Source organism: Thermus antranikianii DSM 12462 (assembly GCF_000423905.1).
In the GTDB taxonomy this organism is placed as follows: Bacteria; Deinococcota; Deinococci; order Deinococcales; family Thermaceae; genus Thermus; species Thermus antranikianii.
In genome coordinates, this window is record NZ_AUIW01000006.1 from 82,845 (window position 1) to 107,266 (window position 24,422).

The window sequence follows — 24,422 nt, forward strand, 5'->3', positions numbered from 1 at the left end:
GGATGGAGGACGGGATGGAGAAGGGTACCTTCCAAATCAAGACCGGCTTTGCCGAGATGTTCAAGGGCGGGGTGATCATGGACGTGACCACCCCCGAGCAGGCGGTGATCGCCGAGGAGGCGGGGGCGGTGGCGGTGATGGCTTTGGAAAGGGTTCCCGCCGACATCCGGGCCCAGGGGGGCGTGGCCCGCATGTCCGACCCCAAGGTCATCAAAGAGATCATGGCGGCGGTGTCCATTCCCGTGATGGCCAAGGTGCGGATCGGCCACTTTGTGGAGGCCATGATCCTCGAGGCCATCGGGGTGGACTTTATCGACGAGTCCGAGGTCCTCACCCCTGCCGACGAGGAGCACCACATCGACAAATGGAAGTTCAAGGTGCCCTTCGTTAATGGGGCTCGGGACCTGGGGGAGGCCCTAAGGCGCATCGCCGAAGGAGCGGCCATGATCCGCACCAAGGGGGAGGCGGGCACGGGCAACGTGGTGGAGGCGGTCCGCCACGCCCGCACCATGTGGAAGCAGATCCGCTACGTCCAGTCCCTCCGGGAGGACGAGCTCGTGGCCTACGCCAAGGAGATCGGGGCCCCCTTGGAGCTGGTGAGGTGGGTCCACCACCACGGCCGCCTTCCCGTGGTGAACTTCGCTGCCGGGGGCATCGCCACCCCGGCCGATGCCGCCTTGATGATGCACCTGGGGATGGATGGGGTCTTCGTGGGAAGCGGCATCTTCAAGTCCGGTGACCCCAAGAAGCGGGCCCGGGCCATCGTGCGGGCGGTGGCCCACTACAACGATCCCGAGGTGCTGGCCGAGGTTTCCGAGGACCTGGGCGAGCCCATGGTGGGCATCAACCTGGACCAGCTTAGGGAGGAGGAACGCCTAGCCAAGCGAGGCTGGTAAGGGAAGCCTAGGGTAAGGCCATGGCGCGGGCGGTCTGTGGGGTTTACGAGATCCACCCCGAGCGGGTGGAGAAAGCCCGCGCGGCCTTGCCCGAGGAGGCGGTGCTGGGGAAAGCCGCCCTCCTCCTTAAGGCTTTGGCCGACCCTACCCGGATGCGCCTTCTTCTGGCTTTGAAGACGGCGGGGGAGCTTTGCGTGTGCGATCTAGCCCTCCTCGCTGGGGTTTCGGTTTCCGCGGTGAGCCACCAGCTCAGGCTTCTACGCGAGGCCCGGCTGGTGGCCTTTCGCCGGGAGGGGAAGCAGGTCTATTACCGCCTGGCGGACCACCACGTGGAGAGGCTGCTGGAGGGAGCCCTGGAGCACGCATTAGAGAACACTTGAATATCTGCTCAAGTGATGCTACCCTGGGGGCATGGAGGCTCACAGGGTTCGCGTGTTCCGGGTGGAGGGTTTGGACTGCGCCGACTGCGCCTTAAAGGTGGAGAAAGCCCTTTCCGAGGTGCCTGGAGTGGTGCAGGCCCAGGTCAGCTTTGCCAGCGGTAAGGCGTATCTGCACCTCGAGGTTCCCGGGGCGGAGAAGGAGGCGGAAAGGGTGGTTTCCGCCCTGGGCTACCGTTTGAAGCCTGAAGGGGACACGACCAGGGGTGTTTTGGGACCCTGGCGCTGGGCCTTGGCTTCCGGAGGGCTTCTCCTGGCGGCCTTTTTGGCTTCGCTCTTCCTCCCCGGCCTAGCCCCTTGGGGTTATCGGCTGGCGGCCTTGATAGGGGTTTTCCCCCTGGCTCGTCGTGCGGTGGCTGCGTTCCGGCAAAACCCCTTTAGCATGCAGAGTCTGGTCACGCTGGCCACCCTTGGGGCCTTGGTCATCGGGGCGGAGGCCGAGGCGGCGGTGGTGGTCTTCCTCTTCCTGGTGGGGGAGGTGCTGGAGGCTTATAGCGTGGCCCAGGCCCGCAGGTCCCTTTACGCCCTTTCCGAGCTTCTTCCCAGGCGGGCCTACCGCCTGAAGGAGGGTGGGGTGGAGGAGGTGCCCCTTAAGGCCTTGAGGGTGGGGGACCTGGTGAGGGTGCCCCCGGGGGAGCGGGTACCGGCCGACGGGGTGGTGGTGTCTGGACAGGCTTCCGTGGAGGAGGCCGCCTTCACCGGGGAGCCCTTGCCTAGGCCCAAGGGGATAGGGGACCGGGTTTACGGGGGCAGTCTGGTGCAGGAGGGGAGCTTGGTGGTAAAGGTGGAGCGCCTTCCCGAGGAGGGCTTCCTGGCGGAGATGGAACGCCTGGCGGAGGGGGCCTTGCTTAAGAAGAGCCAGGCGGAGCGGGTGGTGGATGCCTTTAGCCGCCGCTACACCCCGGCGGTCCTGGCCCTGGCAGGCTTCGTGGGCCTGGTCCTTCCCCTTTTCCAGGGGGATTTCCTGGGGCATGTCTACAAGGCCTTGGCCCTTCTCCTCATCGCCTGTCCCTGCGCTCTGGTGGTGTCGGTGCCTGCGGCCATCGCCGCAGGGGTGGCCCGGGGAGCCAGGGCGGGGGTGCTCTTTAAGAGCGGGGCGGCCCTGGAGCGCTTGGCTGGGGTTCGCTACGTGGCTTTGGACAAGACGGGAACCCTGACCCTGGGAAAGCCCACGCTGGTGCGGGTGGTTACCTTTGGGGTTTCGGCGGAGGAGGCCTTGGCCCTGGCGAAGGGGGTGGCGGAGGGTTCCTCCCACCCCTTAGCCCGGGCGGTGCGGGAGGCTTTGGGCCCCAAGGCCTTGCCCTCGGAGGAGCATCGGGCGGTGCCGGGCCTCGGGGCCTTCGCTCGGGTGGAGGGGAAGGAGGTGGGTTTGGTGCGGCCCGAGGCCTGGGACCTGCCCCCGGAAGTAGAGGCCCAGGTGAAGGCCTTGACGGAGGAAGGCTTCAGCCTTTCCCTCTTGGTTAGGGAGGGGGTTCCCTTGGCCCTCTTGGCCTTCCAGGATACCCCCCGCCTCGAGGCCCGGGAAGCCTTGGCCGAACTGCGCCGACTGGGCCTTAGGCCCCTCTTGCTCACCGGGGATCGGGAAACCTCTGCTTTGGCTTTGGGCACGGCCATAGGGCTTTTTCCTGAGGAAATCCGGGCTGGCCTTTCTCCCGTGGACAAGCTCCGCCTGGTGGAGGAGATGGAAAAGGGGGGTGGCGTGGCCATGGTGGGGGACGGGGTGAACGACGCCCCAGCCCTGGCCAGGGCCACGGTGGGGCTTGCCGTGGCTGAGGGCACGGAGGCTGCCCTGCAGAGTGCAGATGTGGGGCTTCTAAGCCTTGCGGCCTTGCCCCGGGCCTTCCGGCTAAGCCGCCTGACCCTGGGCGTGGTCCGCCAGAACGTGGCCTTGGCGGTGGGGCTTAAGGGGCTTTTCCTCCTCACCACCTTGGTGGGCCTGACCGGGCTTTGGCCGGCGATCTTGGCGGACAACGGCGCTTTGGTCCTGGTGACCCTGAATAGCCTTCGCCTTCTTCGGGCCCGGGTGTAGCCTGGCCCTTGACAGGGCCAGGGCCTGGGTCCAGGATGAGGGGCGTGGTTGGCGTCCTAGCTTTACAAGGGGATTTCCGCGAGCATAAGGAAACGCTTAAGCGCCTGGGGATAGAGGCAAGGGAGGTGCGGAAGAAGGAGCACCTGGAGGGGCTGAAGGCCCTCATCGTGCCTGGCGGGGAGTCCACCACCATCGGCAAGCTGGCCCGGGAATACGGGATCGAGGACGAGGTGCGCAGGCGGGTGAAAGAGGGTTCCCTGGCCCTCTTCGGCACCTGCGCCGGGGCCATCTGGTTGGCCAAGGAGATCGTGGGCTACCCCGAGCAACCCCGTTTGGGGGTGTTGGAGGCATGGGTGGAACGCAACGCCTTTGGCAGGCAGGTGGAAAGCTTTGAGGAGGACCTCGAGGTTCGGGGTTTGGGTCCCTTCCACGGGATCTTCATCAGGGCCCCCGTCTTCCGTAGGCTCGGGGAAGGAGTGGAGGTGCTGGCGGAGCTGAATGGTCTTCCCGTCCTGGTGCGCCAGGGCAAGATCCTCGCCAGTGCCTTCCACCCCGAGCTCACCCAGGATCCTAGGCTCCACCGGTACTTCCTGGAGCTGGCGGGGGTGTAAAGAGTAGGCTCCAGGTATTTCCTGGAGCCTACTTCCCGTAAACCAGACTGGGCAACCAGGTAGCGAGCCCTGGGAAGAGCATAACCAGGATAAGGCCCGTGAGCTGGAGGAGGAGAAAGGGGATGGCTGCCCGGTAAATGGTGCCCATGGGGATCTGGGGTGCCACCCCCCTTACGTAGAAGAGGGCATACCCAAAGGGGGGTGAGAGAAAGGACATCTGCATGTTTACCAGGTAGAGGACCCCGAACCACAAGGGATCAAACCCTAGGCTCCGGATGATGGGTACGAAGACGGGAACGGCCAGGAGGAGTATCCCCACCCAATCCAGAAACATCCCCAAAATGATAAGGATGATCTGCATCACAATCAGGATTCCCCAAGGAGAGAGCCCGGTTCCTAAAAGGAGCTCGCTGACGAAGCGATCCCCCCCTTGGGCCACGTAGAAGGCCACAAAGGCGTTGGCCCCGAAGATGATCCAAAGCACCATGGCGGTGGCCTTGGCGGTCTGCTCCAAGGCCAGCTGCAGGTTTTGCCAGGTGAGCTTGCGGTGTAGGGCGGCCACCAACAGGGATCCGAAGGCGCCCACCGCCGCCGCCTCCGTGGGGGCGGCCAGGCCCAGGAAAATCGTCCCGAGCACCAGGAAGATGAGAAGGAGGGGGGCCCAGATGGCCCTTAGGGCTCGCCAGCGCTCCGCCCAGGTGGGCATTTCCTCCTTGGGGATCCTGGGGGCAGCCTGGGGATAGAGGAGCGCATAGACGACGGAGAAGAGCATGTACAGGCCCGAAAGGACCAACCCGGGGAGCACAGAGCCCAGGTAAAGCTCTCCCACGGACTGGTTGGCCACCAGGCCGTAAATGATGGCGAGGACACTGGGAGGGATGAGGATGCCGAGGGTGCCCCCCGCCATCACCGTGCCTGCAGCGAGCACGGGGCTATACCCCCGGCGGAGCATCGCCGGTAGGGCCACTAAGGCCATGGTTACCACTGCCGCGCCGATCACCCCCACCATGGCGGCGAGAACGGTGGAAGCGGCAACGGTGGCGACCGCCAGACCGCCCGGGACCCGACCCAGCCACTTGTAGGCGACGTCAAAGATTTCCTCGATGAGCCCAGATTTTTCTAGCATGGAGGCCATGAAAATGAAGAGGGGGATGGCCGCTAGAAGGTACTGGGTCATGTTGTTCCACATGCGCTGGGGCACCAGGGCCAGGGCGTCTGGGCTCCACAGCCAGGCGATGAAGGTTACCGCAACGCCCCCAATCAGAAAGGCCAGGGGATAACCCGTGAAGAGGAGGAGGAAGAGGCTTCCGAACATCAACCAGGTGAGCGTCTCAATGGGCACGATCTTCCTCCTTTCCTAGAAGCAGGAGAAGGTCCCGAATCGCGTTAGCTAGACCCTGTAGGAGCAACAGGGCGGCACCCAGGGGGATAGCCAGCTTGAAGGGAAATATGGGGATGGCCTGGTTGGCCAGGGAAAACTCCCGGTTCTGCCAGGAAGCCAGGAAGAACTTCCAGCCATACACCACCAGGGTGCCAGCAAATAGCGTCAAAAAGACGAAGCCCAGGAGGTTGAACCAGGCCTGTCCCTTGCGGGAAAGGCGGCTATAGAAAACATCCACACCCACGTGGGCTTTTTCCTTCAGGGCGTAAGCCCCAGCAAGCACATACAGGAGGCCAAAGAGAAGCGTGGACACCTCGTGGGCCCACTGGGTGGGGGCGTTGAAGAAGTACCGCCGCACCACTTCGGCGGTAAGGATGAGAACCGCCAGCAAGGTAAGCCAGGCAGCCAACCGCCCTGTCCACAGGCTTAAGGCGTCGATGAGGTTGAGGAGGCGCAGCAGGGTTTGGATCACGGTGCAACCCTCGAGGCTAGAGGCTCAAGCCGCGGATGTCCGCATCGGTAACGTACCCTAAGGCCTTCATGTACTCCAGCTGGCTGGCAAAGGCTTCCCGAGTGTACTTGTCCTGTTTGGCCCACTTGAACCAGATGGGGATGGCCACACGGCGGAACTTGCGCACATCCACCGTGGACAGGCGAATGATCTGCACGCCCGCGGCTTTGTATTTGGGCCAGGTTTCCAGGTTTGCCTTCTGGATGCCGGCGTAGTGGATCCAGCTCCACTCGTGAACCGCTGCCTCAAAGCGCTCCTGAAGGTTCCTGGGCAGGGCGCGCCAGCGGTTGATGTTGATGGTGATATCCGCAAGGTCCACGGGCTGGTGGATGCAGGGCGTTTCGGGTGGGCCCATGATGATGTACTTGGCAACTTGGTGGAAACCCAGGTTGTAGTTCACCGCTGGGCCCACAAAGTCGGCCGCATCGATGACCCCGCGTTCCAAGGCGGGATACACCTCGCCACCCGGCAGGAGCACCGTGGCAGCCCCGGCGGCGGCGAAGATCTCGGCGATCATGCCCCCGGGCACCCTCAGCTTCACTCCCTTGAAGTCCTCGAAGCTCTTGATGGGTTTCTTGGAATGAATGAGGTTATAGTCGTGCTGGACCGGGCCCACAAAGAAGAGTCCCTGTTCCTCGTAGGCTTTGCGGGCCAGCTCTAGGCCACCCAGGCCGTAGTACCAGGTTTCCCACTGGTCAGGCCGGTCCAGGCCCAGGGGATAGGAGGAAAGGAAGGCGGTTACGGGCATCCTCCCTGCCCAGTAAAGGGTAAAGGGGTGCATGCCGTCCAAGACCCCGGTCTTGACGGCGTCGAACATGTCAAAGGTGCCCACCACTGCCCCGGCAGGGAAGGTTTGGATCTCTATTTGGCCGTCGGTGAGCTCTTTGACCCGCTCGGCGAACTTCTGGAACAGGCTATAGCCCACGGTTCCCGCGTCCCAGGCCGACTGGATGCGCCAGCGGAACCTGGGGGCCTGGGCGATGGCCAGAGGGCTAAACACCGAGCTCGCCGCAACACCGGTGGCCAGCTTGCGAATAAAGTTCCTCCGGTTCTCCTTCATGGTTCCCCTCCAGCGTAAAGCGATACAGGTACCTCTCGGAGCAGCGCGGTAGGTTGGTGACGGACTTATAGAAACACGAGTTGCGTTATTTGTCAAGCCTTGGCATGATTATTCAAGAAGTGAAATACCAAGGTCCCTGCTGGGATCCAGCGTGAAAGGTAACCGCTCCACGCCAAAGAGCGTGGAGCGGGAGATTTTACGGCGGAAGGAATTCACCCGGATGCTCAGGGCCACATCCGGGTGTACATCCGGGGGAAGGGAATCGCCTCGCGCACGTGGGCGAGGCCGCAGATCCAAGCCACGGTGCGCTCCAGGCCCAATCCGAAACCCGAGTGGGGCACGCTGCCAAAGCGCCTCAGGTCCAGATACCAGTGGTAGACCTCCTCCGGGAGGCCGAACTCTTGGATTTTCCTGCGTAGAAGCTCCAGGTCGTGGATTCTCTGGCTCCCCCCGATGATCTCCCCGTAGCCCTCGGGGGCCAGGAGGTCGTCGTTTAGGACCAGCTCCGGGTTCTCGGGGTCGGGTTCCATGTAAAAGGCCTTGATCCGGGCGGGGTAGCGCTCGATGAAGACCGGGCGGTCAAACTGGCGGCTGAGGGCGGCCTCGTGGGGGGCCCCGAAGTCCTCCCCGTAGGGCAGAGGCGGCACCTGAGGGTCCTTCTCCGCAAGCCGGTTCACCAGGGCCACCGCCTCCCGGTAGGTGAGCCGGGGGTAGTTGCCTTCTGCGGCGGGCTCGAGGGCTTTGGGATCCCGCTCCAGCATCTCCAGCTCCTTGGCCCTTCGCGTGAGAACCCGGCCCACCAGGTAGCTCACCAACTCCTCCTGCAGGGCCATGTTCTCCTCGTGGGTCATGAAGGCCACCTCGGGCTCGATCATCCAGAACTCCAGGAGGTGGCGGCGGGTTTTGCTCCTTTCCGCTCGGAAGGTGGGGCCGAAGGTGTAGACTTTGCCGAAGGCCAAGGCCCCGGCCTCGGCGTAGAGCTGGCCCGACTGGGAAAGGTAGGCCTTTTCCCCGTCGAAGAGGTCCACCTCGAAGAGGTCGGTGGTGCCCTCCACGGCGCTCGGGGTGAGGATGGGGGCGTCAAACCGCAGGAAACCCCGCTCGGCGAAGAAATCGTGGATGGCCCTTTCCAGTTCGTCCCGGATGCGCATCACCGCGAAGGGGCGGCGGTGGCGGAGCCACAGGTGGCGGTGGTCCATGAGGAAGTCGATGCCGTGCTCCTTGGGACCGATGGGATACTCCCCGTGGGGAAGGCTCACCACCTCGAGGTTCCGCACTGAAAGCTCAAAGCCCCCGGGGGCCCTCTCGTCCCGCCGCACCAGGCCATGGACCTTCAGGGCGGTTTCCTGGGGCAGGTGATCCGTCTGCTCAAAGACCTCCTCCGGTACCTCCCCCTTGAAGAGGGTGGCCTGCAGGAATCCCGTGCCGTCCCGGAGGATAAGGAAGTGGATCTTGCCCTTGGAGCGCCTTTGGTAGAGCCAGCCCCTGAGCTCCACCTCCTGGCCCTCGTATTTGGCGATCTCATCAATAAAGACCCGCATACCCTTCTATCCTAAGGGGCCTCGAGGCGTTTACCTGGCATTTACCTCTGTTCCCTACCCTGGGCATGGGAGGTGAAGGTATGAGCAAGCAGTGGCTGGTTGGGTTGTTGGTAGCGGCCTTAGGTGCTTGGGGTCTTGCCGAGCAAGAGCGGGGGGTTTGGGCTGAGGTCTATGCCCAGGGCCGGCTGGTGGTCCAGGGGAAATTGGATCAGGCTACCTCCTCTCAAACTAAGGCCCAGGGAGAGGTGAGGCTCCACTTGGAGGGAAGGGTTTACGCCTTTGCCCTGGCCCAGATGGGCAAGACCTTGGGGGAAACGAGGGTTTGGCTGAACGGACAGGCAACGGCTTTAGCCCAGGTGGCCACGGAGCTTCGCATGGCCCTGGAGGGCAAGAAGGAGCTGGCCGTCTTCTGGAAGGAGGGCCGGGTGGTGGGCCTGGTGGAGGTGAACCCCAATGCCCGGGTGTCCGCCGAGGGAGCAACCCAGGTGACCTTGATCCTGAACGGCCAGGAGCGAACCCTGCAGGTTCACCATGCAGGGAGCACCTTGGTGGACGTGAGCGTCAGCGTGGAGGGGCAGGTGCGGAGCCTGTTGGAGGTGGCCCGGGGAAGCCAGGCGAGGCAAGGCTCGCAGGGCCAGGGTTCCAGTGGGATAGAGGGTAGTGGCCAAGGAGGGGTGAACCTGAGGATCGGGATTGGGATCGGCGGGGGAAGGTAAGGGACGTTTCCCCGGCCCCCCTTGACCTCGAGGGGGGCCGGGCCTTGGAATAGGGGAAGGCGTGCGCATCCTGGTGGTGGAGGACGAACCGGACATCGCCGAGCCCGTAACCCTGCTTTTGTCCCGGGAAGGGTATGAGGTAGCCTGGGCCCCCAACCTGGATTCGGCGTGGGAGGAGTTTTTGGCTGCCGAACCCGCTTTGCTGGTTTTGGACGTGATGTTGCCCGAAGGGGAGGATGCGGGGTTTACCTTTGCCCGTCAGGTGCGCGAGGGAGGGTATTCCGGCTCCATCCTCTTTCTCACAGCCCGGGATTCCCTGGAGGACCGGGTAGCCGGGCTAGACCTCGGAGGGGATGACTACCTGGTCAAGCCTTTCGCCCTGGAAGAGCTTCTCGCCCGGGTTCGGGCCCTTCTCCGCCGGGGAGCCCAGCACAAGGGGGGCCGTTTCCAGCGGGGGGATCTCGTGGTGGATCTGGTGGCGCGGAAGGCGTACTGGAAGGGAGAGGAGATCGGCCTGACCCTCAAGGAGTTTGCTTTGCTAGAGACCCTGTGCCTAAACCCCGATCGCCTTTTCACCCCCGAGGAGCTGGCCGATCGCTTGTTCCCGGGCCGGGATACGGCGGTAAGAATGGTGCGGATCTACATTCACCGCCTAAGGCAAAAACTCGCCCCAGAAGTGGTGCGCACGGGGGCAGGAGGGTATGGCCTGGGGCTTCCGGAATAGGCTGCTCCTCGGGGTGGGGGTAGCGGTGGGAATCTCCGCCCTGGCCCAGCTGGGCCTGGGGTACTGGGTTTTGTTGCGCGCCGCTGAGGCAACGGTCCAAAGGGAGCTTCTGGTCTTTGCCCAAAGCCTTTATCAGGCTCTGGATTTTACCGGGCCCCTGCCCGCCCTTAAACCGGAGGGTTATAGCTTCCTCCTCCCCTTCTCCAGGGGTAGGGCGCGGGTAACGAGGGAGGGGCGAATCTACCTCAGCTATGGCGGTCCCTTTCCGGTTCCTTCCCCCTTAGGGGAGCACCGAGCGGAAAGGGGTTGGATGACCCAAGCCTGGGCCTTGCCCCAAGGGTACGCCCTGGAGGTGGCCCTTCCCGCCCCCAGTTTGGGGTATGCCCTCGGTGCGAGCCTTTTGGCCTTTCCCTTGGCCCTGGCCTTGGCCTTGGGGATCACCTTCCTGCTTCTCAAGGGTCTCCTCCGCCCTCTTGGGGAGTTGGCCCGGGCGACGGAGGCCCTTTCCCAGGAGCGCTTTCCCGAACCCGTGCCGGTTCCCACGGGGGAGGACGAGCTTGTCACCCTGGCCAGGAGTTTTAATCGCATGGTGGAGGCAGTGAGGGCTTTTTTGGAAAGGGAGCGCACCTTTACCCGGCATGCGGCCCATGAGTTACGGACGCCGGTGGCGGCTTTGCGTAGCCAACTGGAGGCCTTGGAGCGGGGTCTGGTATCGCAGGAGCAGGCCCTTCCCCGCCTGAAGGCGCAGGTTTCCCGCCTCGAGGGTCTGCTGAGGGACCTGCTGGCCTTGGCTCGGGGCGAGATGACCCGGGAGCGGGTGGGGTTGAAGGCCTTGTTGGAGGAGCTGGGGCGGGAATGGCCGGGTTTGGTTTTGAAGGTGGAGACGGAAGGGAAGGTATGGGGGCCTCCCGATCTTCTGCGCCAGGTGGTGGCGAACCTGTTGACCAATGCTTTTCGGCACGGCAGTCCCCCTGTGGAGGTGGGGTTAAGGGAGGAAGGGGAATGGCTGGTCCTTAGCGTGCGCGACCATGGTCCCGGGGTTCCGGAGGCCCGGATACCTGCGCTCGGTACCCCCTTTCACAAGGGACCCTCTTCTTCCGGTTCGGGCCTAGGCTTGGCCTTGGTGCGCCACACCGTGGAGCGGTTGGGTGGAAGGGTCCAGTGGGGAAACGCCCACCCCGGTTGGCGGGTGGTCCTATGGTTGCCCAAGGAGGTTTCATAAACCGCCGGATAGCGGTGCTGGGGCTTTTGCTCCTGGGGTGGGGGTTGGCCCTGGAACTACCCCCCTTGCCCCTTCCCCCCGTGCCCCTCCCCAAGCCTCCCGTCCTGCCCCCCCCGGTTACCCCATCCCCTTCCGACCAGGGCCTGCAGCGTTTCTACGGTCAGGTCACCCTTAGCGATGGGCAGGCGCTCTTGGTGGGTGGCGTTCCCCTCCTTGGTTCCTCCCCCTGGATGACCCTTTTGGTTCCCGGCATGGTGGTGGAAGTGGAGGGAAGTTGGGAGGGAATGGGGTTTCGCCTCCGGGAGTTGCGCATTGTGGCCCCGGCGCGCTTCTCGTATTACCGGGGCCCGGGGGCCGTGGTGGGCCAAGGGGGCTACCGGGCCCTGGAGCTTTGGACGGTGGAGGAAGGGAACAGCGTGCGGACCCTGGCCCTAAGAACTGCTCCAGAAGGAGCCGGCGTTTACCTGGTGGCGTACTGGGATGGGCAGCGCTTCTTGGCTCTGCCCCCCGGGCTCCGGCCCCCTGCCCCCGGCTTGGCTCCAGGCTGGGTGGAAGGGACCGGCGTTTATCGGGATGGGCGGGTGGTATGGGTGCGGTTTAGGCCATTCCCTTAAGGCGTTTGGCTGGGTAATAGGCTGGCAAGAGCCTCCGCCAAACCGCACGCCTCCACGGGAGCCACCACCCGTTGGGCCACCTTCTTGACCCGGGGCGAAGCGTTCCCCATGGCGATGCCCAGGCCTACTCCTTGGATGAGTTCCAGGTCGTTTTCCCCGTCCCCCACCATGGCGCATTGGGCCAGGGTCAGGCCGTAGCTTTCCGCCACAAAGCGGGCGGCCGAGAGCTTGCTCACCCCCCGCTTGGTCAGGGAGACGAAGCGCACCCCGGGCATCCTGGGGCTTTCCGCCACGTGGGCCTGGAGTTCCTGGGGCAAGGGGTCCATGAGGGCGCCCAGGGGAGCGTGAACCTCGGCCAGCACCTGGAGGCGGACCAAAGGGGTAGGAAGCCTTAGCAGGTCCGCTTCCTCGGCCACCACGCCTAGGAGTTCCTGGTGGGCCTTGAGGAGGGGGCTATCCCCCTCTATGAAGAAGCCCCCGTCGGCGGTATAGCCCTCGAGGGGAAGCCCGAGCCTGCGGGCCAGGCGGATGGCTTCCCGGGCCGCCTCCTGGGGCAGGGCTTCCACCAGGAGGGGATGGGTGGGAGGGGAGTGGGGATCACGGGAAAACGCCAGGACCACTGCCCCCGACTCGAACACGTGGAGGCCCATGGGGTCCAGCCTGCGGGCGTAGGCCAGGGCGTGCCCCCGGCCCGGCCGGCCGGTGATAAGGCTTAGGCGGATGCCTTTGGCCCTTAAGGCTTCCACCGCTGGCCACACGCACTCGGGCACCCCCTCCTTGCCCACCAGGGTGCCGTCCACGTCCACGAAGACCAGCCGCACCATCAAACTTCCCCAGCGGATACCTGGACCGCCTCCCCCCCGATCTGCACCCCGTAGGGTTGGCCCGTGGGGCTGTACTCCACCACCACCTCCACCACCCCCGGGTTGCCCAGGCGGTGGCCCTGGTAGATGGTGAGGGCTACCCGGCCTTCCCGCCTGGGCACCACCCCTGCCCGGGCCAGGAGGGCGCCCAGGGCGGCGTTGGCGGAGCCCGTCACCGGGTCTTCGGGTATGCCCAGGATGGGGGCAAAGTCCCGGGCGTAGAAGCTCCTTGGGCCCATGGGGGCGTAGGCATGGACGGTGGCCACCTCCAGCTGGTGGGAAAGTTCGGCCAGGGTCTTCATCTCTGGCTCCAGGGCATCCACCACCCCGGGGGCGATAAGGGGGACGAAGAGGCTCCAAAGCCCGGTGTAGGCGATGCCGTAAGGCAGGCCGCGGTGCAGGTAACGCTCATCCGAGCCCAGGGCCTCGAGGACCTCCTTGAGCACCTGGTAAGGGGGAAGATCCCGGAACCTCGGGGCAGGACCCCTCACCAAGGCCTTGCGGGGTTCTCCGGCCTCGTACAGGATCTCCACCGGCAGGGCCTCCGTGGGGGTGTGCAGGAAAAGCCGCTTGGTGCCCTCGGGAGCTAGGCCCAGGCGCACCAGGGTAAGGCCCAGGGCTATGGCGGCGTGGCCGGAGAACTCCACCTCTCCCGAAGGGGTGAAGAAGCGCACGGCGAACAGGGTCCCTTGCTTTTCCGTTACGAAGGCGGTTTCCGGTTCGCCCAGGCGCCGGGCTAGGCTTCGCATTTCTTCTAGGCCCATGCCCCGGGCGTCCAGCACGATGGCCACCCGGTTCCCGGCCCCCGGGGTGGAGGCAAAGGCGTCCACGATCACGTAGGGAATCCTAGCCATGGGCGATCACCCTGAGGCCGAGTTCCCGAAGCTGTTCTTCGGACACCGGGCTTGGGGCTCCGGTGAGGGGATCCCTACCCTCCTTGTTCTTGGGGAAGGCGATGACCTCGCGGATGGAGGAGCTGGCCGTCATGAGGGCCAGGAGGCGGTCCAGGCCCCAGGCGATGCCGCCGTGGGGTGGGGCCCCGTAGGCCAGGGCCTCTAGGAAGAAACCAAACTTTTCCCGCTGCTCTTCCTCCCCGATGCCCAGCACCTGGAACATCTTGGCCTGAAGAGCGGGGTCGTGGATGCGGATGGATCCGCCCCCCACCTCGGTGCCGTTCAGCACCAGGTCGTAGGCCAAGGCCCGCACCTTCCCAGGATCGGTGTCCAAGAGGGGTAGGTCCTCGGGATGGGGGCTGGTAAAGGGATGGTGCATGTAGGTGTACTGGCCCCTTTCCTCGTCCCACTCCAAAAGGGGGAAGTCCACCACCCAGAGGAACCGGAAGCCTTCCCTAGGGAGGTTTAAGACCTCCGCCAGCTTAAGCCGCACCTGCCCCAAGGCGGTGGCCGCTATCTTGGCGGGCCCGGCCACGAAGAGGAGGGTGTCCCCCGGACCGGCTTCCGTGGCCTCCAGGAGGCTTTGCCGCACGGGCTCGAGAAACCTGGCGATCCCGCCTGCGAATCCTCCCTCCTCTACCCGGGCAAAGGCCAGGCCCTTGGCCCCGTAGCGTTTGGCCAGCTCCTCTAGGTCGGCGATCTCCTTGCGGGAAAGGGCCTTGGGCACCGCCAGGGCCTTTACCCTTTCCGCTTCCCGGAAAACCTGAAAGGCGCTTTCCCGGAAGAGGTGCCCCACCTCCTTGAGCTCCAGGCCGAAGCGGGTGTCGGGTTTATCCGAGCCGAAGCGTTCCAGAGCTTCCTGGTAGGTGAGGCGGGGGAAGGGGAGGGGAAGCTCCACGCCCAGGGCTTCCCGAAACACGTGGGCCATGAGCCTTTCGTTAAGCTCCAGGATATCCTCTACTTCCACGAAGCTCATCTCCAGGTCCACCTGGGTGAAGTCGGGCTGGCGGTCGGCCCGGAGGTCCTCGTCGCGGAAGCAGCGGGCGATTTGGAAGTAGCGGTCAAAACCCGCCACCATGAGCATTTGCTTGAAGAGTTGCGGCGACTGGGGGAGGGCGTAGAAGAGGCCAGGTTGCTGGCGGTAGGGCACCAGGAAATCCCGGGCCCCTTCCGGGGTGCTTTTGGTCAGGAAGGGGGTTTCCACCTGGATGAAACCCTCCCGGTCCAGGAAGTCCCAGATGGCCTTGATGACCCGATGGCGGAGGCGCAGGTTTTCCTGCATTTTCCTCCGGCGTAGGTCCAGGTAGCGGTACCTGAGCCTGAGCTCTTCGGAAACCTCCTTTTCCTCCTCTCCCCGCCAGCCGGCGTCCACGGGGAAGGGGGGTGTTTTGGCCTCGGAGAGGACCTCGAGGGAGGTGAGGGCCACCTCCACCTTTCCGGTGGGCAGACGGGGGTTGGGCTCCGGGCGTAGGCGCACGGTGCCCCTGGCCCGCACCACCCACTCCGAGCGGACTCGCTCCGCTTCCTTATAGGCGGGGCTTTCCGGGTGGGCCACCAGCTGGACCAAACCCTCGCGGTCGCGGAGGTCCAGGAAGATGAGCCCCCCCAGGTCCCGGCGGCGGTTTATCCACCCCTCGAGGACCACCTCCTCCCCCACGTGTTCTTCCCTTAGGCTTCCGGCGAAGTGGGTGCGCCGCATAATCCCCCAAATCTTAACGGATTCTCAGGCCAGGGCGGAAAGAAGGAAGCCCAACGCTTCCGTCTGGGGTAAACGAACCTGCTCCCCCGTGGAAAGCCGCTTTAGGGTGACCTCCCCCATTCTAAGCTCGTCCTCCCCCAGAAAGCCAGCAAAGGAAGCGCCTCGTTTCAAGGCTTCCTCCACGCCTTTGCCCGGCTTCTTGGGGGTAAGGGCGTATTCCACCCGCAGGCGAGGCCTCAGCCTCTCTGCCAGGTAGAAGGCCTCGGCCACGGCGGCTTCCGTGAGGGGGATGAGGTAGAGGTCTGGGCCCCTTTCCTCGGGAAGGTCAAACCCTTCCGCCTCGAGGGCCAGGGCCACCCTCTCCACCCCGAAGGCGAAACCCACCCCGGGTACCCTCGGCCCCCCCAGGAGCTCAGATAGGCCGTCGTACCTTCCCCCACCCCCCAAGGCGCTTTGTGCCCCGATCTCCGCGTGGTGCACCTCGAAGGCGGTACGCACGTAGTAATCCAGGCCCCGCACCAGGGTGGGGTCCAGTTCGTAGGGCACGGAAAGCCTTTCTAGGTGGCGTTCTACCGCCTTCAGATGGGTTCTGGCTTCCTGCCCCAGGAAGTCCAGCATGGGCCGGATGCGGAGCTCCTTGAGGAGGGCCTGGTCTTGCTCGCTCTTAGAGTCTAGGATACGCATGGGGTTAAGTTCCAGGCGCTCCTGGGAGTCCTGGGAGAGGGCCTCCCGGTGGGGGGAGAGGACCTCCCGTAGGTAGGCGTTGTAGCGGGCCCGGTCCTCGGGGTCCCCCACGGAGGAGAGCTTGACGGTGAGGTGCCTCAAGCCGAGCTCCTTAAGGCTTTCATACAGGAGCGCCACGGCTTCCGCATCCAGGATGGGGCTTTCCGAGCCCAGGGCCTCGTAGTTCACCTGGTGGAACTGGCGGTAGCGTCCCTTCTGGGGGCGCTCCGCCCGGAACATGGGCCCCGCCATCCAGAGCCTCACGGGCTGGGGCCAGACCTTCATCCCGTGTTCCAGATAGGCCCGCACCATGGCAGCGGTGCCCTCAGGGCGCAGGGTGAGGGAGCGCCCACCCCGGTCCTGGAAGGTGAACATCTCCTTCCTGACGATGTCGGTGGAGATCCCCACCCCTTTCTCGAAGACCTGGGTTTCCTCAAACACTGGGGTGATGAGCTCCAAAGCCCCTGCTGCCTCCAGCACCCGGCGGGCGGTGGCCACGATGTGCTGGTGGAGCCTTAGCTCTTTGCCGAAAAGATCCTTGGTGCCGCGCACGGCCATACCCCTTCACTTTACCCGAGGGCGAAGGCTATACTGCAGCCATGTCCTCCAGGGGTTCCGTGCGGGGGTTTTTGGTATTCCTCTACCTCCTCCTCACCCTCGCCGCCTCCACCGGGGTGGCCCTGCAGACGTACCTTATGCAGGTACGGAACCCTGGCCTCCGGACGGATCTCTGCCAGGCTCCGGGGGAAGAGAGGGAGGTGGACCACTCCCCCTTCTGTGGCCTGCAGGTCTCTCCAGGTTTGCCCCCCATAGGGGAGGTGGTGCCTCCTACCCTGGTGCGGGTGGTGCGCGCCAGGGTTGCCCCCGTGTCCGGCTATCCGGAACCCCAGGGAGGGGCTTTTTCTTCCCGCTCCCCTCCTTTTGCCCCCGGGATCTTCGCTTGAGTTAGACGAGGGCTCCTTGGGCGAAAGGGGGGTGGAATCTTGGAAGCAGTGGTGTACACGGAGAGTTTGCAGCTTTACGCCCTGGTGCACGGGGCGCTTAGCCCAGCGGGTTGGAAGGTGTACTGGAAGGAAGGCCGTGGCCTGGCCCTGGCGGGGCTGGACCAGATGGAAAAGGGGGAGGTGCTCCTTTGGGTTACCCCTTGGGGGCTTAGGGCCTATGCCCCTTTGGGCATGATCTTTCTCACCCGTCGGGACGATCCCAGGACCTTGGCTTTGGGCCTTGGGGGACGGGTGGGCCTACGGCTCCTTCCGGGGGAAAAGGCAGTGTTGTGGGCGGTGGGAAACGGAATTCCCCCGAGGGTGGGGGCCTTGGCCCGGGCCCTGGGGTTTTCCCGGGACCGGGCCCGCTTTTTCCTGAAGGGGGTTACCAATAAGTTTGGCCTGGGGGAGGAAGGGTTAGTCCACCTAGCCCGGCATCAGGTGAAGGTAATGGGGCTTAAGGACCACCTGGAGCCTCTGCCCGGGGTGCAGGTTCAACCGGGCTTGGACGTGCCTGGGGAGCAGGATCTGCAGGCGGATGGATCCCTGGAACACACCCCGGTAGGCGAGGCCTTCCGGATGAAGGCTTACCAGCACGCCATCTAGGATGTTTTCTGGGGGTGGGGGCCGGTCCTGGCGCACCACGATGACCTCCTCGGCCCGGATGCCCACCCAGGCGGTGTCCCCGGGCCGGGCCCAGGAAGGGAGGGAAAGGCGGAGGTGGACCCCGTTGACCTCCACGCCCCCAGGTTCTATGCGGGCCGGGAATAGGTTTTCGTAGCCGAGCAGCCTGGCCACCAGGAGCTGGCTTGGGGCGGAGTACACTTCCTCGGGCGGGCCTTCTTGCAGGATTTTTCCCGACCCCATCACCAGAAGCCAGTCGGCCATGCGGGCCAGGATGGGGTCGTGGCTCACCGCCAGGGTGGGGATTCCTTCCCGGCGGATGAGTTCCACCAGCTCCCCTAGAACCTGGTCCTTGGTGAGGGGATCCAGGGCGCTGGTGGGCTCGTCCAGAAGGAGAATCTCCGGGTTCCTGGCCAAAGCCCGGGCGAGGGCCACCCGTTGCTTCTGGCCGCCCGAAAGCTGGCTTGGGCGCTTGTGGGCGTGCTCCTCGAGGCCAACCCGCTCCAAGAGGGCCAGGGCCCTAGCCTTCCGGTTTCCTCCCGCCAGGGGAAAGGCCACGTTCTCCCAAGCGGTCATGTGGGGGAAGAGGGCCAGGTCCTGGGGCAGGTAGCCCACGGGCCGTCTTTCGGGGGGAAGGCCCCCATAGGGCCTGCCCTCGGCGGGTACCAGGCCCGCCAGGGCCTTGAGAAGCGTGGTCTTGCCTGCGCCGCTTTCCCCCAGGAGCACGGTGAAGCCCTGGATGTGGAACCGGGCCTCGAGGAGGATCGGCTTCCTGATCAGGTAGTGGACTTCCATGCTCGTCCCTTGGCCTCCAGGGTTCTTGCCGCCACCAGGATGGCCAGGCTGAGGAAAAGGAGTACCGCGGCTGCCCTGGAGGCTTCCTCGAAGCGTAGGGCTTGCACCAGGTCGTAGATATAGATGCTCACCATCTGGGTTTTCCCCGGGATGGAACCACCCACCATGAGGACCACTCCGAACTCCCCCAGGGTGTGGGCGAAGGCCAAAAGGGTCCCTGAGAGCAACCCAGGCCAGACCAAGGGCAGCACCACCCGTCCCCAGGTCTTCCAGGGGGGGACCCCCAGGGTTCGGGCTACCTCCAAAAGGTTCCGGTCCAGGGCCAAAAAGGCCTCCCGGTAGGCGGTGAGGGCGAAGGGCAGGCTGAAGAGGACGCTGGCGAGGACCAGCCCCTCGAGCCGGAAGGCCCAGGAAAGCCCGGTAAGCTTGCGCCAAAGCCCCTCCGGCCCCAGGAAGAGGAGGAGGTAAAACCCCAGCACCGTGGGCGGAAGAACCAGGGGTAGGAGGAAGATGGCCTCCAGAATGGATTTGCCTGGGAAGCGGCGGAAGGCCAGGAGCCAGGCCAGAGGAACTCCCAGAAGGAGGAGAATTAGGGAGGCGGCCATCGCCACCACCAGGGAGAGCTTCAGGGAGGTCCAGAAGAGGGGCTCCGGCATCTACTCCCCCGGGAGAAGGAAGCCGTAGCGCTTAAAAATGGCTCGGGCCTCGGGGCTTCCCACGAAGGTGTAAAAGGCCAAGACCTCGGGTCGCCTGCGACCTTTCAGGATCACATAGTCCTGCTCCAAGGTGAGGTGGCTTTCCAAGGGGGCGAGCCAGTACACCCCGGGGCGGGAAAGGCTTTCGTGCACCGCCAGGGAAAGGGCTAGGATACCCGCCTGGGTGGCGGTGAGGGCCAGCTGGGCGGTGTGGGAGATGTTCTCCCCGTAGACGAACTGGAAGCTGGCCTTGCCCTGCCGCAGGGGGCTGGCATCCCAGTAGGCCTCCACCCCCTGGGAGAGGCGCTCCCAGGGAATCTCCTCCCAGGAAAGGTTGGGAAAGGGTTTCTTCAGGCCAGGGACCGGGGCATTGGTCCGGCGCCTTAGAAGGCCGTAATGTTCCAGCAGGGTGATAGCGGCCCGGCCGTAAGGAGCATGCACCGGGTTGGCGATGGCGAGCCGGGTGATCCTGAGGTTCTTGAGGGCTTCAGGGCTCGGGTTTAACCCCAGCCTGCGGTCCAGCCAGATGACCATGCGTCCGATGGCGTAGGACCTGCGGGTTCCGGCCTCTGCTAGGCCTTTTTTTTCCAGGAGCTCGGGGTAGAGCTTTTCCGCGGAGAAGTACAGGTCCGCCTCGAGGCCCTGGGTGAGCTGGGTGTAGAACTTCCCCGAGGAGCCGAAGCTTAGCAAGACCCGTGTCCCCGGGTTCCTGGCCTCAAAGGCGTGGGTTACTTCCTTTAAGGCATACTGCAGGTCGGCGGCCGCCACCACCTGGACCGTCCTCTGTGCCCAAGCCAGGGCAAAGGCCAGCACCGAGGACAGGAACAGCACCTTTTTGTTCACCCTTACCTCCTTTGCAACCGCGGCAGGCGGCAGGGTTACCCCCACCACCCCGGGGCCATAAGCCCGGCCCGGAAGGCCCAGGGGGTCTATCCGGGCTCGGAGGCTAAGGGGATGCTAGCCCGCGGGCTCATCCCATGTCAACGAGGGCTCGGGGTTGCATAAGTTTGCAAGGATGCGGTATCCTATAAGCCTCATGGTGGGAGACGCCCTCACCCGGCCCAAGGATCTTTTGGACTTCTCGGCCTACGGTCGCCAGGAGATCGAGGAACTTTTGGCCTTGGCGGAGAGGCTGAAGAGGGAGCGCTACCGCGGGGAGGACCTCAAGGGAAAAGTCCTGGCCCTTCTTTTCGAGAAGCCCTCCTTGCGCACCCGCACCACCCTCGAGGTGGCCATGCTGCACCTGGGAGGGTATGCCATCTACCTGGACCAGAAACAGGTGGGCATCGGCGAGCGCGAGCCTGTGAGGGATGTAGCCAAGAACCTGGAGCGCTTCGTGGAGGGGATCGCCGCCCGCGTATACCGGCACGGGACCGTGGAGGAACTCGCTCGCCACGCCCGCATCCCGGTGATCAATGCCCTTTCCGACCGGGCCCATCCCTTGCAGGCTCTGGCGGACCTCCTCACCTTGAAGGAGGCCTTCGGGGGATGGGAGGGCCTCGAGGTGGCCTGGGTGGGGGATGGGAATAACGTGTTGAACTCCCTTCTTGAGGTGGCTCCCCTTGTGGGCCTTAGGATGCGGGTGGCCACGCCAAGGGGGTATGAGCCGGATCCCGGCCTTTTGCAGAAGGCGGGGGCCTTCTTGACCCACGATCCCAAGGAAGCCGCCTTGGGAGCCCATGCCCTTTACACCGATGTCTGGACCAGCATGGGCCAGGAGGCGGAGCGGGAAAGGCGGCTCAGGGATTTCAATGGGTTCCAGGTAAACGGGGAACTCTTGAAGCTCCTGCGGCCTGAGGGCATCTTCCTCCATTGCCTTCCGGCCCACTACGGTGAGGAAACCACCGAGGAGGCGGTGCACGGGCCGCGGAGCCGGGTCTTTGACCAGGCGGAAAACCGTCTCCACACCGCTAAGGCCGTCCTCCTGTGCCTGCTAAGCTAGGGGTATGGTCCGGCCCTACCGCTTCTCCCTCGAGGAGTTTCTGCGGCTTCCCCTGCCGGAGCGGGGTGTGGAGCTTTTGAGGGGGGAGATATACCAGATGGCACCTATTGGATCCCGTCATGCGGATTTGGTGGATCGGTGGGCAGAAGTGCTCCTTCGCACCTTTTCGGGCAGGGCCCGGGTGCGGATACAAGGTCCTTTCGCTATTCCGCCAGACACCTATCTGGAACCCGATCTCCTTCTGTGCCAGTTGAAGGATTACCGGGAGCGCTATCCTGTTCCCGATGAGGTGCTCTTGGCAATAGAGGTCGCGGACACCAGCTTGGAATACGACTTAGGAAGAAAGGTTCCCCTTTACGCCCAGGGAGGAGTTCTGGAGGTTTGGGTACAGGATTTAACTCAGGGCCGCCTCTTGGTCTTCCGGGGTCCTGCGGGCGACCACTACCGGGAGCAGCTTTGGCTTTCCCCTGGGGAAAAACTGGCTCCCTTGGCCTTCGCTGACATCCCTTTGGAGGTGCCGTGGTAAGGGTGGGGATCATCGGGGCCTCGGGGTATGGGGGAGGGGAGCTGATTCGCCTCCTTAAGGCTCACCCCGGGGTGGAGCTGGTAGGGTTTAGCAGCCGTAAACACGAGGGGAAACCCCTTTCCTCCGCCTGGCCCCAGCTATGGGATGAGGGGCTTTTTGCCACCCTGGAGGACGTACTGGAGCGAGCTGAGGTGGTCTTTTTGGCCTTGCCCAACGGGCTTGCCATGGAGCTTGCTCCCAGGGCCTTGAAGGAGGGCAAACGGGTCATAGACCTCTCCGGGGACTTCCGGCTTCCCCCGGAGGTTTACGAATCCTGGTACGAGATCCCTCACAAGAGCCCAGGGCTTTACCGGGAGGCGGTCTATGGCCTTCCCGAGTTGCATCGGGAGGAGCTTGGAGGTGCGCGCCTGGTGGCCAACCCCGGTTGTTACGTGACGGCCACCACCTTGGCCTTGGCCCCTCTGGCGGCGGAAGGTGCCCTGCGGGGGGCCTTTGTGGTGGGTCTAAGCGGGGTCTCCGGGGCGGGCAGGGAGGGGGAGGGTACCTTTTTTGCCGAGGTGAACGAGAACCTTAAGCCCTACAAGGTGGGGGGTGTCCATCGCCATATACCGGAGATGGAAAGGAACCTGGGCCGCCTTTTGGCCCAGGGGCGCCCGGTGCGCACCCATGGGCCCCTGGGAGAGGTGCGCCTTTCCTTCGTCCCCCACCTGGTGCCCATGACCCGGGGCATCTTGGTCACGGTGGAGGCGGAGGTGGAAGGGAACTGGAACCAAAAGGCCCTGGACGAGCTTTACCAGGACTTCTACGCCCAAGAACCTTTTGTGCGGATCACCGAGGCCTTGCCGGAAACCAAGGGCACCTATGCTTCCAACCGGGTGGATGTGAAGCCTCTCTATGAAGCTAGAACGGGGCGTGTTATGGTGTTTGCGGCCTTGGACAACCTGGTGAAGGGGATGGCGGGGCAGGCGGTGCAGAACTTGAACCTGATGCTGGGTCTGCCTGAGGAGACCGCGCTTCCCAGGGAGGGCCTATGGCCGTGAGGCTTCCCCGGGGTTTTCGCGCCGGGGCTACCCGGGCGGGCATCAAGCCTTCCGGCAAGCCCGATCTGGCCTTGTTGGTTTCCGGCCTTCCTGCCTCCTGGGCCTATGTGGCCACGCAGAACCGGGCTGCAGCCCCTTCCATCCACCGGGGTAGGGCCCTTTATGCCCGGGGTGGGACCTTGCGGGCAGTGGTGGTCAACGCGGGCAACGCCAACTGTGCCACCGGGGAGCGGGGCTTTTTGGATGATCGGCGCATGGCCGAGGTTGCTGCCCTGCGCCTGGGAGTGCCCGTGGAGGAGGTCTTGACTGCTTCCACGGGGGTCATCGGGGTTCCCCTTCCCGTGGAAAAGGTGGAGACGGGTTTGCCCCAGATAGAACTCACCCCCTATGCCGATGCCTTTGCCGAGGCCATCCTTACCACGGACTTAGTTCCCAAGGTAGCGGAGGCCGAGGTGGAGGGGGCGAGGATCGTGGGTATCGCCAAGGGCAGCGGGATGATCCATCCCAACATGGCCACCATGCTGGCCTTCGTGGTGACGGATGCCGCTTTACCCCAGGAGGCCTTGAGGGAGGCCTGGCGGGGTATCGTGGACCGCACCTTCAACCAGGTGACCGTGGACGGGGATACCTCTACCAACGATCTCGCCCTGGTGATGGCGAACGGGGCTTTTGGCGCGGTGCCCCTCGAGGCCCTCTTTCCCGCCCTGGGGGCAGTGGCCCAGGAGTTGGCGAGGAAGATCGCCCGGGATGGGGAGGGAGCCACCAAGCTCATGACCGTGCGGGTGGTGGGGGCAGCCACGGAGGAAGAGGCCAGGCGGGCGGCGAGGACCATAGCGGGAAGCGCCCTTTGGAAAAGCGCCCTTTACGGAAACGATCCCAACTGGGGCCGGATTTTGGCGGCTTTAGGCAACTCAGGGGCCCGGTTTGACCCCTTAAGGGTGAGGATCTGGGTGCAGGGGATTCCCCTTTATGCCGGGGGCGTTCTTCCCTTTGACCGGGAGGCTGCGAGCCAGGCCATGCGTTCCGAAGAGGTGGAGATCCTGGTGGACCTTCAGGAGGGAAGGGGAGAGGGTGTGGCCTGGGGGTGCGACTTGACAGAGGGATATGTGAGGATTAACTCCTTGTACACAACTTGACAGACTCTAGACCACTGTTTAAAATCAATGCGGTCAGACACAGCCTTAGGCTGTGTCTGGTCAAAGGAGGGAAACGATGAAGAAGCTTATCCTAGGTGGTCTTTTGGCTTTGGGTTTCGCGTTGGCGCAAGCGCCCTACGTGGGAGGTCACGTGGGGCTTTTTGGCACCTCGGGGTTGAACCTTCTTAACGGAGGGCTGCACGCCGGTGTTGGTTTGCAAGGGGGCCTCGAGGTGCGGGGTGGCGTGGACTTTTCCTCTGTTTTTGGCGTCCTCCTTCCGGGTGTTAATGCTGATGTTTTGATGAACCTGAGTATGCCAGGTTCACCGGTTGTGCCCTATGTAGGGTTAGGAGGTAATCTGTGGCTTTGGCCCAACGGCTCTTTCTTTGGTGCCCATGGGACTTTGGGCCTTAAGTACCCTATCGCCGGTGCGCCTCTGACGGCCTTCCTCGAAGTGCAGCCGGGTTATGCCTTCGCGGGAGCTGGGGCTTTCGTGTATTACCTAAAGGTGGGGGCTAATTACGGTTTCTAATATGAAATCCTCCCGATCCATTCCCTCAGCATCCCCCCGGCCACCAGTGAAAAAGAGTGTGGCTCCGAATAAGCTCCGGCTGGGTCTGCAAGTAAGCACAGCGGGCCTCCACCCTCTCCCAAAGCTCCTCCTCCGAATCCACCCGCCCATTCGCTACCACCCCGTCCACCAAGGGCCATACCCGCTCCACAGGCTGTAGCTCAGGAGAGTAGGGGGGCAAAAAGACCAA

General features: G+C 64.2%; 25 protein-coding genes, 1 pseudogene and 1 riboswitch. Of the genes and pseudogenes, 14 read left to right on the plus strand and 12 right to left on the minus strand.

What is annotated here, in order from left to right; genetic code table 11:
- The first annotated feature begins 14 nt into the window (after positions 1–14).
- From pdxS to pdxT, 4 genes are read left to right on the plus strand one after another with little or no spacing between them, the layout of a single operon-like run.
- On the plus strand, positions 15–896 hold the full coding sequence (gene pdxS, locus G584_RS0106915) for a pyridoxal 5'-phosphate synthase lyase subunit PdxS (RefSeq protein ID WP_028493967.1): 882 nt from the start codon (positions 15–17) through the stop codon (positions 894–896).
- A 20-nt stretch (positions 897–916) separates the two neighbouring features.
- Complete coding sequence (locus tag G584_RS0106920) at positions 917–1,276, plus strand: ArsR/SmtB family transcription factor (protein WP_028493968.1); 360 nt, start codon at positions 917–919, stop codon at positions 1,274–1,276.
- Positions 1,277–1,307: 31 nt separating this feature from the next.
- Positions 1,308–3,362 (plus strand): heavy metal translocating P-type ATPase, encoded by a 2,055-nt coding sequence (locus G584_RS0106925; RefSeq protein ID WP_028493969.1) that lies wholly within the window; start codon positions 1,308–1,310, stop codon positions 3,360–3,362.
- 35 nt (positions 3,363–3,397) lie between these two features.
- The gene (pdxT, locus tag G584_RS0106930) at positions 3,398–3,973 is read left to right on the plus strand and encodes a pyridoxal 5'-phosphate synthase glutaminase subunit PdxT (protein ID WP_038050851.1); all 576 of its coding nucleotides are present in this window, start codon (positions 3,398–3,400) and stop codon (positions 3,971–3,973) included.
- Between the two features lie 28 nt (positions 3,974–4,001).
- Here pdxT and G584_RS0106935 read toward each other — a convergent pair whose 3' ends face one another.
- The 4 genes from G584_RS0106935 to asnS all read right to left on the minus strand — a co-directional run bounded on the left by G584_RS0106935 (position 4,002) and on the right by asnS (position 8,466).
- Entirely contained in the window at positions 4,002–5,315 is a 1,314-nt protein-coding gene (locus tag G584_RS0106935; protein WP_028493971.1) for a TRAP transporter large permease, read from the minus strand.
- Positions 5,305–5,823 carry a TRAP transporter small permease subunit gene (locus G584_RS0106940; RefSeq protein ID WP_038050864.1) on the minus strand — a complete coding sequence of 173 codons (519 nt, stop codon included), beginning with the start codon at positions 5,821–5,823 and terminating at the stop codon, positions 5,305–5,307. Before G584_RS0106940 ends, G584_RS0106935 begins: the two co-directional genes overlap by 11 nt.
- Before the next feature lie 19 nt (positions 5,824–5,842).
- Positions 5,843–6,925 carry a TRAP transporter substrate-binding protein DctP gene (gene dctP / locus G584_RS0106945; protein ID WP_028493973.1) on the minus strand — a complete coding sequence of 361 codons (1,083 nt, stop codon included), beginning with the start codon at positions 6,923–6,925 and terminating at the stop codon, positions 5,843–5,845.
- Positions 6,926–7,149: 224 nt separating this feature from the next.
- Positions 7,150–8,466 (minus strand): asparagine--tRNA ligase, encoded by a 1,317-nt coding sequence (asnS, locus tag G584_RS0106950; protein WP_028493974.1) that lies wholly within the window; start codon positions 8,464–8,466, stop codon positions 7,150–7,152.
- A gap of 80 nt (positions 8,467–8,546) precedes the next feature.
- Here asnS and G584_RS0106955 point away from each other — a divergent pair, with 80 nt between their 5' ends.
- From G584_RS0106955 to G584_RS12065, 4 genes are all read left to right on the plus strand, one after another.
- On the plus strand, positions 8,547–9,182 hold the full coding sequence (locus G584_RS0106955; RefSeq protein ID WP_028493975.1) for a hypothetical protein: 636 nt from the start codon (positions 8,547–8,549) through the stop codon (positions 9,180–9,182).
- A gap of 61 nt (positions 9,183–9,243) precedes the next feature.
- Positions 9,244–9,906, plus strand: a complete 663-nt coding sequence (locus G584_RS0106960) for a response regulator transcription factor (protein WP_028493976.1) — start codon at positions 9,244–9,246, stop codon at positions 9,904–9,906.
- On the plus strand, positions 9,884–11,128 hold the full coding sequence (locus G584_RS12385) for a sensor histidine kinase (RefSeq protein WP_051209199.1): 1,245 nt from the start codon (positions 9,884–9,886) through the stop codon (positions 11,126–11,128). The genes G584_RS0106960 and G584_RS12385 overlap by 23 nt, the downstream gene beginning before the upstream one ends.
- A 14-nt stretch (positions 11,129–11,142) precedes the next feature.
- Positions 11,143–11,742, plus strand: a complete 600-nt coding sequence (locus tag G584_RS12065; protein WP_028493977.1) for a hypothetical protein — start codon at positions 11,143–11,145, stop codon at positions 11,740–11,742.
- On the opposite strand, the gene G584_RS0106975 is transcribed toward G584_RS12065, so the two are convergent.
- Genes G584_RS0106975 through hisS form a run of 4 tightly spaced genes read right to left on the minus strand, consistent with a single transcriptional unit; the run spans position 11,739 to position 16,478 of the window.
- The gene (locus G584_RS0106975) at positions 11,739–12,566 is read right to left on the minus strand and encodes an HAD family hydrolase (protein WP_028493978.1); all 828 of its coding nucleotides are present in this window, start codon (positions 12,564–12,566) and stop codon (positions 11,739–11,741) included. The two genes, G584_RS12065 and G584_RS0106975, sit on opposite strands and share 4 nt — an antisense overlap.
- Positions 12,566–13,459 (minus strand): PhzF family phenazine biosynthesis protein, encoded by an 894-nt coding sequence (locus G584_RS0106980; protein ID WP_028493979.1) that lies wholly within the window; start codon positions 13,457–13,459, stop codon positions 12,566–12,568. The genes G584_RS0106975 and G584_RS0106980 overlap by 1 nt, the downstream gene beginning before the upstream one ends.
- On the minus strand, positions 13,452–15,197 hold the full coding sequence (aspS, locus tag G584_RS0106985; RefSeq protein WP_028493980.1) for an aspartate--tRNA ligase: 1,746 nt from the start codon (positions 15,195–15,197) through the stop codon (positions 13,452–13,454). Before aspS ends, G584_RS0106980 begins: the two co-directional genes overlap by 8 nt.
- A 24-nt stretch (positions 15,198–15,221) precedes the next feature.
- Positions 15,222–16,478 (minus strand): histidine--tRNA ligase, encoded by a 1,257-nt coding sequence (gene hisS / locus G584_RS0106990; RefSeq protein ID WP_028493981.1) that lies wholly within the window; start codon positions 16,476–16,478, stop codon positions 15,222–15,224.
- A gap of 41 nt (positions 16,479–16,519) precedes the next feature.
- Between hisS and G584_RS0106995 the strand changes: the two genes are divergently transcribed.
- Positions 16,520–16,864: a hypothetical protein gene (locus G584_RS0106995; RefSeq protein WP_028493982.1), complete on the plus strand. Its 345-nt coding sequence runs from the start codon at positions 16,520–16,522 to the stop codon at positions 16,862–16,864.
- 465 nt (positions 16,865–17,329) lie between these two features.
- Here G584_RS0106995 and G584_RS0107005 read toward each other — a convergent pair whose 3' ends face one another.
- The 3 genes from G584_RS0107005 to modA all read right to left on the minus strand — a co-directional run bounded on the left by G584_RS0107005 (position 17,330) and on the right by modA (position 19,860).
- Complete coding sequence (locus G584_RS0107005; protein ID WP_028493984.1) at positions 17,330–18,322, minus strand: ABC transporter ATP-binding protein; 993 nt, start codon at positions 18,320–18,322, stop codon at positions 17,330–17,332.
- Entirely contained in the window at positions 18,304–18,978 is a 675-nt protein-coding gene (modB, locus tag G584_RS0107010; protein ID WP_028493985.1) for a molybdate ABC transporter permease subunit, read from the minus strand. The genes G584_RS0107005 and modB overlap by 19 nt, the downstream gene beginning before the upstream one ends.
- Positions 18,979–19,860: a molybdate ABC transporter substrate-binding protein gene (gene modA, locus G584_RS0107015; protein ID WP_028493986.1), complete on the minus strand. Its 882-nt coding sequence runs from the start codon at positions 19,858–19,860 to the stop codon at positions 18,979–18,981.
- Positions 19,851–19,974: riboswitch (molybdenum cofactor riboswitch) on the minus strand. Its footprint overlaps the gene before it by 10 nt.
- Positions 19,975–20,053: 79 nt before the next feature.
- Between modA and argF the strand changes: the two genes are divergently transcribed.
- From argF to G584_RS0107040, 5 genes are all read left to right on the plus strand, one after another.
- Positions 20,054–20,959: an ornithine carbamoyltransferase gene (gene argF / locus G584_RS0107020; protein ID WP_028493987.1), complete on the plus strand. Its 906-nt coding sequence runs from the start codon at positions 20,054–20,056 to the stop codon at positions 20,957–20,959.
- Positions 20,960–20,963: 4 nt separating this feature from the next.
- Entirely contained in the window at positions 20,964–21,485 is a 522-nt protein-coding gene (locus G584_RS0107025; RefSeq protein WP_028493988.1) for a Uma2 family endonuclease, read from the plus strand.
- A 2-nt stretch (positions 21,486–21,487) separates the two neighbouring features.
- Positions 21,488–22,525, plus strand: coding sequence for an N-acetyl-gamma-glutamyl-phosphate reductase (gene argC, locus G584_RS0107030; protein WP_211218403.1), 1,038 nt, complete (start codon positions 21,488–21,490; stop codon positions 22,523–22,525).
- Complete coding sequence (gene argJ / locus G584_RS0107035) at positions 22,516–23,661, plus strand: bifunctional glutamate N-acetyltransferase/amino-acid acetyltransferase ArgJ (RefSeq protein WP_028493990.1); 1,146 nt, start codon at positions 22,516–22,518, stop codon at positions 23,659–23,661. The genes argC and argJ overlap by 10 nt, the downstream gene beginning before the upstream one ends.
- A 76-nt stretch (positions 23,662–23,737) precedes the next feature.
- Positions 23,738–24,193 carry a hypothetical protein gene (locus G584_RS0107040; protein WP_028493991.1) on the plus strand — a complete coding sequence of 152 codons (456 nt, stop codon included), beginning with the start codon at positions 23,738–23,740 and terminating at the stop codon, positions 24,191–24,193.
- Between the two features lie 25 nt (positions 24,194–24,218).
- On the opposite strand, the pseudogene G584_RS12790 reads toward G584_RS0107040, so the two are convergent.
- Positions 24,219–24,422 (minus strand): annotated as a pseudogene (locus G584_RS12790) (hypothetical protein); the annotation flags it as partial.

Excerpts from the sequence above, each read along its gene's own strand:
- pdxS (WP_028493967.1), top strand. The coding sequence starts at position 15 with ATGGAGAAGGGTACCTTCCAAATCAAGACCGGCTTTGCCGAGATGTTC.
- G584_RS0106920 (WP_028493968.1), top strand. The coding sequence starts at position 917 with ATGGCGCGGGCGGTCTGTGGGGTTTACGAGATCCACCCCGAGCGGGTG.
- G584_RS0106925 (WP_028493969.1), top strand. The coding sequence starts at position 1,308 with ATGGAGGCTCACAGGGTTCGCGTGTTCCGGGTGGAGGGTTTGGACTGC.
- pdxT (WP_038050851.1), top strand. The coding sequence starts at position 3,398 with ATGAGGGGCGTGGTTGGCGTCCTAGCTTTACAAGGGGATTTCCGCGAG.
- dctP (WP_028493973.1), bottom strand. The coding sequence starts at position 6,925 with ATGAAGGAGAACCGGAGGAACTTTATTCGCAAGCTGGCCACCGGTGTT.
- asnS (WP_028493974.1), bottom strand. The coding sequence starts at position 8,466 with ATGCGGGTCTTTATTGATGAGATCGCCAAATACGAGGGCCAGGAGGTG.
- G584_RS0106955 (WP_028493975.1), top strand. The coding sequence starts at position 8,547 with ATGAGCAAGCAGTGGCTGGTTGGGTTGTTGGTAGCGGCCTTAGGTGCT.
- G584_RS12385 (WP_051209199.1), top strand. The coding sequence starts at position 9,884 with ATGGCCTGGGGCTTCCGGAATAGGCTGCTCCTCGGGGTGGGGGTAGCG.
- G584_RS0106975 (WP_028493978.1), bottom strand. The coding sequence starts at position 12,566 with ATGGTGCGGCTGGTCTTCGTGGACGTGGACGGCACCCTGGTGGGCAAG.
- G584_RS0106980 (WP_028493979.1), bottom strand. The coding sequence starts at position 13,459 with ATGGCTAGGATTCCCTACGTGATCGTGGACGCCTTTGCCTCCACCCCG.
- aspS (WP_028493980.1), bottom strand. The coding sequence starts at position 15,197 with ATGCGGCGCACCCACTTCGCCGGAAGCCTAAGGGAAGAACACGTGGGG.
- hisS (WP_028493981.1), bottom strand. The coding sequence starts at position 16,478 with ATGGCCGTGCGCGGCACCAAGGATCTTTTCGGCAAAGAGCTAAGGCTC.
- G584_RS0106995 (WP_028493982.1), top strand. The coding sequence starts at position 16,520 with ATGTCCTCCAGGGGTTCCGTGCGGGGGTTTTTGGTATTCCTCTACCTC.
- G584_RS0107005 (WP_028493984.1), bottom strand. The coding sequence starts at position 18,322 with ATGGAAGTCCACTACCTGATCAGGAAGCCGATCCTCCTCGAGGCCCGG.
- modB (WP_028493985.1), bottom strand. The coding sequence starts at position 18,978 with ATGCCGGAGCCCCTCTTCTGGACCTCCCTGAAGCTCTCCCTGGTGGTG.
- argF (WP_028493987.1), top strand. The coding sequence starts at position 20,054 with ATGGTGGGAGACGCCCTCACCCGGCCCAAGGATCTTTTGGACTTCTCG.
- G584_RS0107025 (WP_028493988.1), top strand. The coding sequence starts at position 20,964 with ATGGTCCGGCCCTACCGCTTCTCCCTCGAGGAGTTTCTGCGGCTTCCC.
- argJ (WP_028493990.1), top strand. The coding sequence starts at position 22,516 with ATGGCCGTGAGGCTTCCCCGGGGTTTTCGCGCCGGGGCTACCCGGGCG.
- G584_RS0107040 (WP_028493991.1), top strand. The coding sequence starts at position 23,738 with ATGAAGAAGCTTATCCTAGGTGGTCTTTTGGCTTTGGGTTTCGCGTTG.